Annotated in this window: 8 protein-coding genes; 6 read left to right on the forward strand and 2 right to left on the reverse strand. The window is 68.1% G+C overall.

From position 1 onward, the window contains the following. Positions 1–33 precede the first annotated feature (33 nt). A complete protein-coding gene (locus MJ122_RS04220; protein WP_239742465.1) occupies positions 34–4995 on the reverse strand; it encodes a C39 family peptidase in 4962 nt (1653 codons plus the stop codon). A 195-nt stretch (positions 4996–5190) separates the two neighbouring features. On the opposite strand from MJ122_RS04220, the gene MJ122_RS04225 reads away from it, so the two are divergent. The 5 genes from MJ122_RS04225 (at position 5191) to rlmF (ending at position 10449) form a co-directional block, all read left to right on the forward strand. After that, on the forward strand, positions 5191–6846 hold the full coding sequence (locus MJ122_RS04225; protein ID WP_239742467.1) for a thiamine pyrophosphate-binding protein: 1656 nt from the start codon (positions 5191–5193) through the stop codon (positions 6844–6846). 96 nt (positions 6847–6942) lie between these two features. Beyond that, a complete protein-coding gene (locus MJ122_RS04230) occupies positions 6943–8772 on the forward strand; it encodes an SLC13 family permease (RefSeq protein ID WP_239742469.1) in 1830 nt (609 codons plus the stop codon). Between the two features lie 23 nt (positions 8773–8795). Continuing rightward, the gene (locus tag MJ122_RS04235) at positions 8796–9092 is read left to right on the forward strand and encodes a winged helix-turn-helix domain-containing protein (protein ID WP_017522342.1); all 297 of its coding nucleotides are present in this window, start codon (positions 8796–8798) and stop codon (positions 9090–9092) included. Positions 9093–9128: 36 nt separating this feature from the next. Beyond that, positions 9129–9389: a hypothetical protein gene (locus tag MJ122_RS04240; RefSeq protein WP_239742472.1), complete on the forward strand. Its 261-nt coding sequence runs from the start codon at positions 9129–9131 to the stop codon at positions 9387–9389. 52 nt (positions 9390–9441) lie between these two features. Next, on the forward strand, positions 9442–10449 hold the full coding sequence (rlmF, locus tag MJ122_RS04245) for a 23S rRNA (adenine(1618)-N(6))-methyltransferase RlmF (protein ID WP_239742474.1): 1008 nt from the start codon (positions 9442–9444) through the stop codon (positions 10447–10449). A gap of 41 nt (positions 10450–10490) precedes the next feature. Here the strand turns inward: rlmF and MJ122_RS04250 are convergent, their stop codons facing one another. Continuing rightward, on the reverse strand, positions 10491–12014 hold the full coding sequence (locus MJ122_RS04250; protein WP_239742476.1) for an MFS transporter: 1524 nt from the start codon (positions 12012–12014) through the stop codon (positions 10491–10493). A 160-nt stretch (positions 12015–12174) separates the two neighbouring features. Between MJ122_RS04250 and MJ122_RS04255 the strand changes: the two genes are divergently transcribed. Further along, positions 12175–13065, forward strand: coding sequence for a LysR family transcriptional regulator (locus MJ122_RS04255; protein ID WP_239742478.1), 891 nt, complete (start codon positions 12175–12177; stop codon positions 13063–13065). Positions 13066–13074 lie beyond the last annotated feature (9 nt).

Genomic DNA, 13074 nt, shown 5'->3' on the forward strand with positions numbered 1-13074 from the left:
GCCGGTGCCGCCTGTTGGAACACGCTGCTGGGCTCAGTGCAGCTGAATCCGCCACCACAGGCGTTCCAGCCAGGACCGCTGTTGCCATGCCAGCGCAGCGGCCAACCGGCGCCGCAACCGACGATAGACCGCCTGGCTGCGGCTGCCCGCCGCCTGCCGGCGCGCCAGTTCGAATTGCCCGTGCGCATGACGCGCATGCCCACCTTCACGCGCCTCGCGATAGCCCTCCGCCAGGTGCCACAGGCAGGCGTAGTAAGGCCGCAGCGATTCCACGGGAATCGCCGCCAAGCCGCTGGCCAACTCGCCCAGGTTATCGCTGAGCGCGTGATCGACAGTCAGCCACAACCGGGCCTCCAGGTCACCGTCATCCAGGGCCAGGGCGCGCCGGGAGACCTCGCCTGCCTCCTCGTCCCTGCCCAGCTCGCGCAGGCCCAGGGAAAGGTTGTCCAGCGCCCAGGCTGGTGCGTCGCTGCGCTCGCGCCAGTCGCCCAGCATGCTGGTCAGGGTGTACCACTCGCCATGGTTGGAGAGCGCGTAGCTGGCATGGGACCAGATCCGCATGTCTCTTTTCATCGTCTCGCGCAGCAGGTAGCAGGTGCTGCGCAGCACCGCACTGTCAGCGGGGCGGTCGGCCAGCAGGCCCAACATCGCCACGGCGAGATTCCCCAGGCGATCCTTGGGCAGCATGCGCTTGAACGCCCTCAGCAGCCCTCCCGGCACCAGCGCACCAGCCTGGCGCTGCAGCCAGGCGCGGGCGGCCACCGAATTGGCGCTGCCCTGCTCCAGGCATTGCTCCACCTCCTGCACCAGGACATGCTCGCGCCTGGCCCCCATCACCGAATCTTCGGCCCGGCCCCAGACTTCCCCGACGTCCTCGTCACTCTGCGCGAGGCGCTTCAGGCCGTCGCGAAGGTGCGCGGCGAAACGGTCCTCGGCCACACCGAGGCGCACCATCCGCAGATAGAGGGCCGGCCCCGTCGTGTGGACGGCCATGGCGTGCAGCATTTCCTCGCAGGCGACAGTCGCCTGGCGATCCAGGCGCAGGTCGAACAGCTGGAACCAGGCGAACGGGTAGTTGGCATCCAGCTCCAGGGCGCGCTCGAAGGAGTCCTCCGCCTGGGTAGGCTGCGCGGCGGCGACCAGCGCATGCCCCAGGAAACCATGGGCCATCGCCAGTTGCGGGCGCAGTGCGACCATCTGCCGGGCGGCTTCGACATAAGGCGCGGCCTCGCCATCCTCGTCGTGATAGTCGGCTAGTTGGCGCCAACCTTCGAAGAAGTTTTCCGCCCGCGCCAGCAGTTGCCTCAGCACGACCACCGCCTCCCGGTTCCGCCCCGCGGCGCGCTGGGCGCGGGCGCGGTACACCTCGAACTCCACCGGCGCGTTGCCCTGCCAGGGCGGCCCATCGAGCCACTCGCCCACCTCCTCGAAGCGGCGCTGCTCGATCAGCCATTTCAGATAGCCCTCTCCCGCCGCCCAGCCGAAAGGCGCCAGGCGCAAGGCTTCACGTAGGGCCGCGCCACGCTCGTCGCCCTGGCTGAGTTCGGCCAAGGCCTGCCAGGCGGCCGGATCACCGGCGCGCAGCTCCACCAGTTGCCTGGCCAGCGTGACGGCCGCTTCCGGCGTGCGCTCGCGCTCGTCCAGTTCTCGTAGCTGAGTCCACGCCCACTGGTTATCCGGCTCTTCCTTCAGGGCCCTTTCCAGAGCCTCGCGCTGCTTGACGAAGCGCTCCACGCGCCCCAGCAGATAGGCCTGCCAGACCCGCAAGGCAGTATTCTCCGGCTCGCGCAGCAGCGCACGCTTGAGCAGTGCCAGCCCCGGCGCCAGCTCGGCATTTTCCTCCAGCAGCGATTCCAGGTAGGTGCGAATGGCCGGGACCCAGACGAGGTTGATGGCGAAGCTCTTCTCCAGCACCTCGCGACACACGACAAAGTCCTTCGCGACAAGGTGCAGCTGGGCCAGCTCCAGGTAAAGGCGCGGCAGCAGAGGGAAGCGCTCGATGGCGCTGTTCAGCAGGGCGCTGGCGGCCTCCTGCTGACCGCACGCGCGTTGCTGGATCGCGACCGCCAGCCAGGCTTGCCAAAGGTCGGGGCGCTGCGCCAGCGCCTCCTGCAGCGTCTGCAGAACCACCTCCGCTTCGAGCAACGGCTGCGCGACGCGCTGGTAGCCCAGCAGGCCGTCACCGAAGGTCACCTGCCGCTTGAGCTGGTCGGCCACCAGGGCCAGCGCCTCCAGGCTTTCTTCCCGGCTGGTGGCCAGTTCCACCAGTGTCTCGATGGCGTAGTCGTTGTCGATCGAGCGCTCCAGCGCCAGCCGCAGGTATTCCCGCGCCATCTCGCGCTCGCCGCGCCGCAGGCGCACGAAGGCCATGGTCGAGGCGCCGTTGGACGAGCGCGGTTCCAAGCCAAGCGCGGCCTCGGCCTGCTCCAGCGCCTCATCGCCGCGCGCCTGGTTGGCCAGGTTAACCGCCAGTTCGCGCAGCGCCCAGGGATAGGCCGGGTTTATCCCCAGCAGATGGCGCAACGCTCGCTCCTTGTCGACCAGGGGCTCGCTCGAAAGCCATCCGTAGTGCATCTCCGCTACCCCGCAGTGATGGGGGTAACGCGCCACGAGGTCCGCCAGGTGCGCGAGCGCCGCCGCCCGTCCCTGGCGCTTCTGCAGCAGATCGGCGTACAGGCGTTGCAGGCCCAGGTTGAGCGGCTCCTGCTCGAGCGCCTCGCCCACCTCCCGCAAGGCCAGCTCATGGTCGGCGCCGCTGCGCTGCAGGTGCCAGGCGTGGGCGCGCACCCAGCGCCCGCGCTGGCACCGCGACTCGGCCCGGCCCAGGCAGGCCTCGGCTTCCTCCAGCCGGCCGTAGCGCCCATAGGCATCCGAGGCGTACAGCAGCATTTCGGGGTCCTCGGGCAGTCGCGCGAGCCCCCGCTCCAGCAGCGTGAACATCTCCTGCACGCGCTCCAATTCATCGAGCAGCTGGCACAGACTGATCACCGGCCCGCTGTTGCGATTTCCCAGGCGTTCAGCCCGTTGCCAGAGGAATTCCAGCGCCACTTCGCCCTGACGTAACCAGCGGCTGGCTCGGAAGTAGGCCAACGCGTGGCCTTCATTGAACTCGTCGAGGCAGGCGGCAACCCGATACAACTCGGTGGCCTCCTCCTGCCGGCCCTCGCCCCAGTGCAGCGAGGCAAGCCCCTGCCAGGCCGTCGCCAGCGTCGGATGACCATACAGGGCCCGCTGGAAAAGCGCCTGCGCCTGCGCCTGGCGGCTACCGTCCTCGGCGAGGAAATGCGCGTAACGCACCAGCACCCACACGTCCGCGCTGTGCTCAGCGATCTGCGAATACCACTCCTGCTGTTCCGCGCGGGTCGCCAGCTGCTCCAGCGACGATGCCTTGGACAACTTCAGGTTGGCGTCCTCAGGAAACATCCTCAGCAATTTTTCGATAGCCGCCAGGCGGCCCGCCTCGCTGCCATCGTACCCGGCCAGGGCTCGTTCGGCCTGTGCGGTCAGGCGATCATCCGGCCAGTCCAGCAGCATCCTGGCGAGTCCTTCCCGCGCCTGTTCCCGATGATGCACTTCCAGGGCGCCGATCACGGCGTAATAGGCATCCCACTGCGCCGCGTCAGGAAGCTCCAGGCCCTCCAGGCGCGCTGACTCTTCGACCGGCAGCATCAGCATGCCGCGCGGACCGAAAGCCTTGCGTTCGGCAAAGAAGGATTCGGCGAGCAGTTCGTTGTAATCGCGCTGGGATGGGTCGCGCAGCAACAAGGTGCCACGGGGGGCGTCATAACCGATGACTGCCTGCAGGTGTCCGCTGCCGGTAGTCTGCGTGGTGAGGGTGAACGGGATGCCGCGATCGATGAGCGCAACACAACTGTTCCAGTCGACAGTGAACTCACGCGCCAGCCAGCCATTGCGCTCGGCCCAGTTGCGCTCCGCGAAATGTGGTGTGCCGTCGTAGCAGATCTCCTCCGCGACCTGCAGATGTTCGACGCCTCGTCCCCAGAACCGTGCAATCGCCGTCAATGTTGCTGGACCGCAAGTGACGTGATGCTGTCGAACGAAAGACACCGGCAGCAAGCGGCGCTGTCCCTGGGGCGCCTGCAGTTTCTTGGCAATCCCCTGGTAGAAGCCGGGGCCGGCCTGTTCTGCATGCAGCCGGCCGCTTTCGTAGTCACCGCGCAGGCAGGCGATATCGCAGTAGCGCGCTGCATACCAGCGCTTGAGTCCCACGTCGCTGAGGATGGCGCAGGCTTCGGCTCGGCGCAGGGTCTGCTCGGCCTCGTCGAGGCGTTGATGCTCGATCAGCCACCCGCCCAGCTGCGATAACAACGCCGCGCTCTGTGTGTTCCGAGCTGCGCTCTGCAAGCGCTCCATGGCCTCGGCGTCGCGGCCGAGCAGCATTTCCATGGCAGCGGCCTGTTGCTGGGCCGCCCGGTAATCCGGCCAGGTCTCCAGTACCCGCTCGCAGGCCTGCAGCGCCTCGGCGTAGCGATCCTCCTGCTCCAGGCAATAGGCCTGCTCGACGTGCAGCCAGGCTTGCCCCGGGCTCAGTTCCAGCGCGCGCTCCATGGTCTCGCGGGAGCGAGTGAAGTCACGCAGATGCGCAGCCAGCAGCGCGATGAAAGACAGCCATTCCGCCTCCTCATCGACAGTGCCATGGAGCGGAGCCAGCTGATGAAGCCAGCGCCAGACGAAATAGTGACCGCGCCGCGACAACAGCTCTCGCCCATGCACCAGGCAACCGGCATAGCTGCGACGGTCGGCACGCCAGGCGCGCCAGGCGAAAGCCCTTGCCAGCCGCTGCGCCCCCAGGTGCCGCAGCAGCCGCGCGGCCAGCGCCAGGGCCTGTGGCCCCCGCCACTCCTCCAGCGGCCCCAGCCGCAAGGCCTGTTCGTAGGCATCCTGAAATCTGCCGATGTCGCAGAGCCGCTCGATGTCCGCGATGTCCGCGATGCTGCCCGCCGCTACATAGGGTTCCAGATCGAATCCGTTCATTGACTACGCCCTCCTAAATGGCAGGAAGATAGTGCCGTGCCCTCGTAGGATCGGCCAGTGACTTTTCGCCGACAACAGGCTCCACCGGCTGTACCGCCATTCCTTGCCGGAATGACCTCCGGAAGAATCGTCGCTTGGAAGGCAGCGCTGCTTGACTGAAGATCAGCGGCACCCGTCCCCCTCAAGCGAACAACCATGCCAGACTCTCCAGCCCGCAACGGCGGCCAGATCCTCGTCGATGCCCTGCAGCTCCACGCGGTTGACACCGTCTACTGCATCCCGGGCGAAAGCTACCTGCCGGTACTCGATGCACTGCACGACGTGTCGGGTATCCGGACCATTGTCACCCGCCACGAAGGCGCCGCCTCGAACATGGCGGACGCCTACGGCAAGCTCACCGGCCGCCCCGGTATCTGCTTCGTCACCCGCGGGCCGGGTGCGACCCACGCAGCCAACGGCGTGCACACGGCGATGCAGGACTCGACGCCGATGATCCTGTTCATCGGCCAGGTGGAAAGCGCCTTCAAGGGCCGCGAAGCCTTCCAGGAAGTGGATTACCGGCAGATGTTCGGCGGCCTGGCCAAGTGGGCGACGGAGATCGACGATATCCGCCGCCTTCCGGAAATCGTCGCCCGTGCCTTCCGCGTCGCCCAGTCCGGACGACCCGGCCCGGTGGTGATCGGGCTGCCGGAAGAGGTGTTGTTCGGCTCGGCAGAGGTTGCCGACGTGGCACCGACGTCGCTCATGCGCCCCGCACCCGCTGCCTCAGCCATGGTCGAACTGCGCGAGCGACTGAGCCAGGCCCGGCGCCCGCTCTTGATCCTCGGCGGCACCGGCTGGACAGCGGAGGCCTGCGCCCAGGTTCGCGCCTTCGCCCGCGCCAACCGCCTGCCGCTGGTGGCTTCGTTCCGCCGCCAGGACCTGATCGACAACCGCGACGAGCAGTACGCCGGCCAGCTCGGCTTCGGCGCCTCGCCCAAGCTGACCGCCCGCGTGCAGGAGGCCGATCTGCTGGTCGTGCTGGGGTCACGCCTGAGCGAAACGCCGACCGCCGGCTACACCCTGGTCCAGAGCCCGCGCCCGGTGCAGGGCATGATCCACGTCTACCCCGACGCCAGCGAACTGGGCCGCGTCTACCAGGCCGATCAGATGATCGAGGCCGGCATGCCGGAGATCGCCGCCGCCCTCGCCGGCCTTGCGCCCCTCTCCGAGACGCCCTGGGTCGAATGGACCGCCGCCGCCCGCGCCGACTACCTCAGCTACATCGCCCCGCCGCAGAATGCAGAACCACCGTTGGGCGTGGATCTCACGCAAATCATCCAGCACCTGAACGAGACGCTGCCGGACGACGCGGTGATCAGCAACGGCGCCGGCAACTACGCCGTCTGGGTGCACCGCTTCTACCGCTACCGCTCGCCGCGCAGCCAGTTCGCCCCCACCAACGGCGCCATGGGCTACGGATTCCCCGCCGCCATCGCCGCCAAGCTGCACGACCCGCAGCGCAGCGTGGTGTGCTTCGCCGGCGATGGCTGCTTCATGATGTACCCGCAGGAACTGGCCACTGCGGTGCAGTACGGTGCGGCGCTGACCGTCATCGTGGTCAACAACGGCATGCTCGGCACCATCCGCATGCACCAGGAGCGCGAATACCCCGGCCGCATCAGTGCCACGCAGCTGCGCAACCCCGACTTCGTTGCCCTGGCCCAGGCCTTTGGTGCCCATGGCGAGCGGGTCGAGCGCACCGAGGATTTCGCCGCCGCCTTTGCGCGCGCCCAGGCCAGCGGCAAGCCGTCCCTGATCGAGCTGCGCACCGACCCGAAGCAGATCACCCCGGTCGCCCGGCTGCCGTGACCTGGGGCGTGAGGCTTCGCTAAGCTGCATCGGATCAACGCAACGTGCCCGCCACAACGGGCACAATGGCGCGCCGAACATCTGCTAGGGAAGCGCATGAGTCTGCAACTGATCTGGGTCCTCGCCCTGCTCGCCACCGCGGTCGGGCTGTTCGTCATCAACCGGCCACGGATGGACGTGGTCGCCCTGCTGGTGATGGTCGCCCTGCCGCTGTCGGGCATCCTCAGCGTGCAGGAGTCGCTGGCCGGCTTCGCCGATCCCAACGTCATCCTGATCGCCGCGCTGTTCGTCATCGGCGAGGGCCTGGTGCGCACCGGCGTGGCCTACCGCATCGGCGAATGGCTGACTCGCCGCGCCGGTGCCAGCGAGACGCGCCTGCTGGTGCTGTTGATGCTCGCCGTGGCCGGGCTCGGCTCGGTGATGAGCTCCACCGGCGTGGTCGCCATCTTCATTCCCGTGGTGCTGAGCATCGCCTCACGCCTGCATGTCTCGCCGCGCCGGCTGATGATGCCACTGAGCTTCGCCGGGCTGATCAGCGGCATGCTCACGCTGGTTGCCACCGCGCCCAACGTAGTGATCCACAGCGAGCTGGTGCGCGAGGGCTCGAAGGGCTTCGGCTTCTTCAGCTTCACGCCCTTCGGCCTGGTGGTGCTGGTGCTCGGCATCGGCTACATGCTGGTGGCACGCCGCTGGCTGGGCGATGACGATGGCGACGACAAGCAGAGCGCCAAGCGCCGCACCCTGAGCGATCTGATCCGCGACTATCAACTGGCCGGGCGCGAGCGTCGCCTGCGTATCCGCGCCGATTCGCAACTGGTGGGCATGAGCCTGGGCGACGTGGAACTGCGCGCCCGCGCCGGTACCAACGTGGTGGCCATCGAGCGCATGGTGCACTTCCGTCTGAAGATTCTCAGCCCCGGCGCCAGCATCATGCTGCAGGCCGGCGACGTGCTGCTGGTGGACATCTACGGGGACCGCAGCGACCTGCTGGGCATGTATCACGAGTTCGGCCTGGAGCCGCTGAGCCTGCAGGGTGACTACTTCACCGAGCGTGCCCATGAGGTGGGCATGGCCGAAGTCACCCTGCCACCGGAATCCACTTTGCTGGGCAAGAGCGTGCTGGATCTGGAGTTCCGCAGCCAGTTCGGCCTCAACGTGGTCGGCCTGCGGCGCAACCGCGAGGCCCTGGTGGAAGGCCTGCTGGACGCCAAGTTGAAGGTCGGCGACACCCTGCTGGTGATTGGCGGCTGGAAGGAGATCCGCCAGCTGCAGGCGCGCGGACGGGACTTCCTGGTGCTCAGCCTGCCCGCCGAGGTGGACGAGGCCGCTCCCGCCGCCAGCCAGGCGCCGCACGCGCTGTTCAGCCTGGCGGTGATGGTGATCCTGATGGTCAGCGGTCTGGTGCCCAACGTCATGGCGGCGCTGATCGCCTGCCTGTTGATGGGCGCGTTCCGCTGCATCGACATGGACAGCGCCTATCGCGCCATCCACTGGCAGAGCCTGCTGCTGATCGTCGGCATGCTGCCTTTCGCCCTGGCGCTACAGAAGACCGGCGGTATCAGCCTGGCAGTCAGCGGCCTGGTCGGCGCGCTCGGCAATGCAGGGCCCTATGCCATCCTCGCCAGCCTGTTCGTGCTCACGGCAGTGATCGGACTGTTCATCTCCAACACCGCCACAGCCGTGCTCATGGCGCCGGTAGCCATCGCCACGGCCAAGGCCCTGGGCGCATCGCCGGAAGCCTTCGCGATGATAGTCGCGCTGGCCGCGTCGGCTGCCTTCATGACGCCGATTTCCTCGCCGGTGAACACCCTTGTGCTGGGGCCGGGGCGCTATCGTTTCGCCGATTTCGTCAAGGTTGGCGTACCCTTCACGATTCTGGTGATGATCGTCAGCGTTGTGCTGGTACCCTGGCTGCTGCCGCTGTAGCCGTCCGCAAAGGAATCATCTCGATGGAAGTGAGCAAGACCAAAAGCAGTTTCTACCGCCGTCTCTATGTGGCCTGGCTGATCGACAGCGGCGCCGCCACCAGCGTCCCGGCATTGATGGCAGCCACCGGCATGCCCCGGCGCACGGCCCAGGACACCCTGGCCGCGCTGGCCGACCTGGACATCGACTGCGCCTTCGAACAGCACGACGGCGAACGCAACAACGCCGGCCACTACCGCATCCGTGACTGGGGCGCCATCGATCCACGCTGGATCGCCGCGCACCTGCCCAGGATCAAGGACATCCTGCAGTACCCCTGAGCCCGTCCGCATGCTTGCCGTCCCGCCCTGTGGCGCTTGCGCCGACTGATCCTGCTGCTGGCCTTCGCCGTACTGCTGGTACTGCTCTACCGCGCCATCGGGCTGCATGAGGAGTTCAGTATCGACGCCCTGCGCCGAGAGCTGACCGACCACCGCCTGGGCGGGCTGAACTACAGACTCGCCCTCCCGGGCATAGGCTTGCGGCCCTATATGCTCGGCACCCTGCTTGGCCTGCCGATCCCGCTGCTGCTCTGCTGCCTTCTGTTCGAGCGCCTGGGCAACGTGCTGCTCGGCTGACGCGCCCATCTGTGGGAAAATCGCCCACCGCTTCCCAGTCCCGCGCGCCCTCATGTCGAAAGCACCCAGACCGCCCAAACGCCCCGCCGCCCAGGCAAAACCAGCCCAGCCCCTGCGCGACCCCGCCGCCAAGCGGCCGAACCTGCTGCACCCGCGCAACCGCCACCAGGGGCACTACGACTTCCCGGCGCTGATCGAGGGCTGCCCGGAGCTGGGCCGCTTCGTCATCACCAACCCCTACGGCAAGCCGAGCATCGACTTCGCCAACCCCGAGGCGGTGCGCCTGTTCAACCGCGCGCTGCTGAAGGCGCAGTACGGCATCGGCCAGTGGGACATTCCCGCCGGTTTCCTCTGCCCGCCGATCCCCGGCCGCGCGGACTACGTGCACTACCTCGCCGACCTGCTCGCCGAGGACAACGGCGGCAGCGTGCCGCGCGGGCCGGACGTACGCGTGCTGGACATCGGCGTCGGCGCCAACTGCATCTACCCGCTGATCGGCCACCGCGACTACGGCTGGCGCTTCCTCGGTTCAGACATCGAACCCGCCGCGCTGGCCTCCGCCCACGCCATTGTCAACGGCAACCCGGGCCTGGCCGAGGCCATCGAACTGCGCCAGCAGCACGAGCCGACGCACATCTTCCGCGGCCTTCTGAGCGCGGACGAACGCTTCGACGCCACCCTGTGCAACCCGCCCTTCCATTCCTCGCCGGAGGAAGCCAGCAGCGGCAGCCGGCGCAAATGGAAGAACCTCGGCAAGCTCGACCCGTCGCGCCAGTTGCCCAAGCTGAACTTCGGCGGGCAGAGCAACGAGCTGTGGTGCGAGGGCGGCGAGATCGCCTTCCTCCGCAAGCTCGCGGTGGAAAGCGCAGAAGTCGGCCGGCAGGTGCGCTGGTTCAGCTCGCTGGTGTCCAAGGCCGGCAACCTCGACGACTTGCGCCGCGCCCTGAAGAAGGCCGGCGCCATCAGCATTCGCACCGTGGACATGGCCCAGGGGCAGAAGCAGAGCCGCTTCGTCGCCTGGACCTTCCTCGAACCGGAGCACCGTCGCGCCCGACCGTAGGGCGCATCACGCGGCACGCGTTATCCGCCACCAACCGGTGTTCAAGCCTCGGCGGCGAGCACCGGCATCCTTTCCCGCCCCAGCAGCACGAAGACCAGCCCCGCAACGACCAGGGTGATCCCGGCGAGCCGCTCCAGCACCCGGCTGAACACCGCCACGTAATCGCCGCGCAGTCGCTCGGGCGACAGTTGCGGAAGCTGCTCGACCACCGCCGCCAGGTTGCCGATGGCCAACTGGTTGGCGCTCATCAGACGCTCCGCCGTGGCCAGGCCCAGGGGCTCCAGCTGCGCCGCGATCAGCATTGCCAGCAAGGCACCGACCACAGCGATGGCCACCGCATCGGCCGATACCCGCACCGTATTGAAGATGCCCGTCGCCATGCCGGCACGCTCACGCTCGACCACGCTCACCGCCAGGCCATCCATCAACCCCCACGGCAGACCGATACCAACGCCGATCACCAGCAGCGGTGCATCGGGCGCAATGCCGCCCGCCAGGTTGCGCGCCAGCCAGAACAGGCCGCCCGCGACGATCACCAGGCCCAGCGCCGAGAGGCTGCCGGCACTGAAATGCTTCGCCAACATCGCCGCGAGGAAGGGCACCACCAGCAGCGGCGCCGACAGCGCCAGCATGGTCCAGCCGGCCTGCAGCGCGCCCTGCCCCTCGATACCGATGAAGCGCCCCGGCAGCAGCACGATCAGCACGACGTAGGCGAATGCCGGCGACGCACCCAGCAGTTGCACGCCAACGAAGCGCCATTGGCCGAACAGCGAGAGGTCCAGCAGGGGCCGCTCGACACGACGCTCGACCGCCACGAACACGGCCAGCAACACCGCGCTGAGCGCCAGCGTGCCGGCCACGGCCAGGCTCGTCCAACCCTGCTCCGGCGCCAGCAGCAGCCCATAGGTGAACAGGCTGAGGGCGGCGGTAAAGCTCAGCGCCCCGCGCCAATCCAGGCCGCGTGCCTGCGGATCCCGCGTCTCGCGGCAGAAGCGTACGACCAGCGGCATCGAAGCCAGCGCACAGACCGCCGGCACCAGGAACACCCAGCGCCAGCCGGGCCCGTCGGTGAGCCAGCCGGCCAGCAGCGGGCCGAATGCCAGGCCGACACCGAACGTGGTACCGAGCAAGCTGAATACCCGCGTGCGGACGGGCCCGTCGAACTCCTGCGCCAGCGCCGCCATCGCCGCGGCAAAGGCCGCCGAGCCACCCGCGCCTTGCAGCACGCGCAGCAGGTCGACGAGCGCCACCGAACCGGCCAGCGGGATCGCCAGCGTGGCCAGGCAGAACAACGCCAGGCCGACCAGCCAGACGCGCTTGCGCCCGTACACGTCCGCCAGGCTGCCAGCCGCCATCATCGCCGCGCCGTAGGCCAGCACGTAGCCGTTGACGATCCAGTTCAGCGCCACTGCCGAGCCGCCCAGTTCATGGGCGATGGCCGGCAGCACCACGGCCGGGCCGGTGAAGCACAGCGGGATCAGCACCGCGGTCAGGCTGGCGGCCAGCAACAGCAACCAGCGCGAGGGCTCGGGGCGATTGTCGAGGGAGTCGAGAGAAGGGTTCATGGTGGGGGTCCGTCATGTTTCGAAGAAGACCCAGCCCACGCTAAACAACCCGGCACTGCGGAAAAACAGGCTAGGATTCCGAACAAAACGGACGCCGGTGTCCGCAATCGCTCCCACCTCGCGCGGCATAATGGCTGCCCGCACACACGGATATCCGCCCATGGACAGCCTCAACGGCCTGCGCGTCTTCCTCCAGGTCGCCGACACCCTGAGCTTTGTCCAGGCCGCGCGTCTGCTCGGTCTCTCCGCCTCGGCGGTGGGCAAGAGTGTCGCGCGCCTGGAGGAACGCCTCGGCGTGCGCCTGTTCCACCGCAGCACCCGCAGCTTGAGCCTGTCCAACGAAGGCCAGCTGTTCCTCGAACGCTGCCGGCGCATCATCGACGAGCTGGAGGCAGCGGAACAGGAACTGGCGCTGTCCACCCAGCAGGCTCGCGGGCGACTGAAGATCAGCATGCCGCTGGTGGCGGGTTTGCTGCCGCAGGTACTGCCGGAATTCCTCCGCTGCTACCCGCGCATCCAGTTGGACATCGACTTCACCGACCGCCTGGTGGACGTCATCGAAGAGGGTTTCGACCTCGTCGTGCGCGGCGGCGAGCTGCGCGATTCGCGGCTCAAGGCGCGCATGCTGGGCGACTTCAGCCTGCTGCTGGTGGCCGCGCCGGCCTACCTGCGCCAGTACGGCATACCGCGGCGCCCGGCGGACCTCAGCCAGCACCTGTGCCTGCATTACCGCTACCCCAGCAGCGGCCTGGTACAACGCTGGCCGTTGAAACTGGATACCGGAGAAGCGGAACCCCGCCTGGACGGCGGGTTGATCTGCAACACCGCCGACACGCTGATCAGCGTTGCCAGCCAGGGCATGGGCATCGCCTGCCTGCCCGACTTCGCGGTGCGCAGCGCGCTGAATGACGGCCGGTTGGTGCAGGTGCTCAGCGAACACACCGCGCACCTGGGCAGCTTCCACGCGCTGTGGCCGGCGGGCCGACGCATGTCGCTGAAGCTGCGGGTGTTCCTCGACTTCCTCAGCGACCGGCTGTTCGTCACCCATTGACGGGCGGGC

This window comes from Pseudomonas sp. DP-17, from assembly GCF_022380625.1.
GTDB classification, from domain to species: Bacteria; Pseudomonadota; Gammaproteobacteria; order Pseudomonadales; family Pseudomonadaceae; genus Pseudomonas; species Pseudomonas nitroreducens_A.

What these genes read in the sequence shown, in the direction of transcription:
- MJ122_RS04220 (WP_239742465.1), bottom strand. Translation starts at nt 4,995, where the DNA reads ATGAACGGATTCGATCTGGAACCCTATGTAGCGGCGGGCAGCATCGCG.
- MJ122_RS04225 (WP_239742467.1), top strand. Translation starts at nt 5,191, where the DNA reads ATGCCAGACTCTCCAGCCCGCAACGGCGGCCAGATCCTCGTCGATGCC.
- MJ122_RS04230 (WP_239742469.1), top strand. Translation starts at nt 6,943, where the DNA reads ATGAGTCTGCAACTGATCTGGGTCCTCGCCCTGCTCGCCACCGCGGTC.
- MJ122_RS04235 (WP_017522342.1), top strand. Translation starts at nt 8,796, where the DNA reads ATGGAAGTGAGCAAGACCAAAAGCAGTTTCTACCGCCGTCTCTATGTG.
- rlmF (WP_239742474.1), top strand. Translation starts at nt 9,442, where the DNA reads ATGTCGAAAGCACCCAGACCGCCCAAACGCCCCGCCGCCCAGGCAAAA.
- MJ122_RS04250 (WP_239742476.1), bottom strand. Translation starts at nt 12,014, where the DNA reads ATGAACCCTTCTCTCGACTCCCTCGACAATCGCCCCGAGCCCTCGCGC.
- MJ122_RS04255 (WP_239742478.1), top strand. Translation starts at nt 12,175, where the DNA reads ATGGACAGCCTCAACGGCCTGCGCGTCTTCCTCCAGGTCGCCGACACC.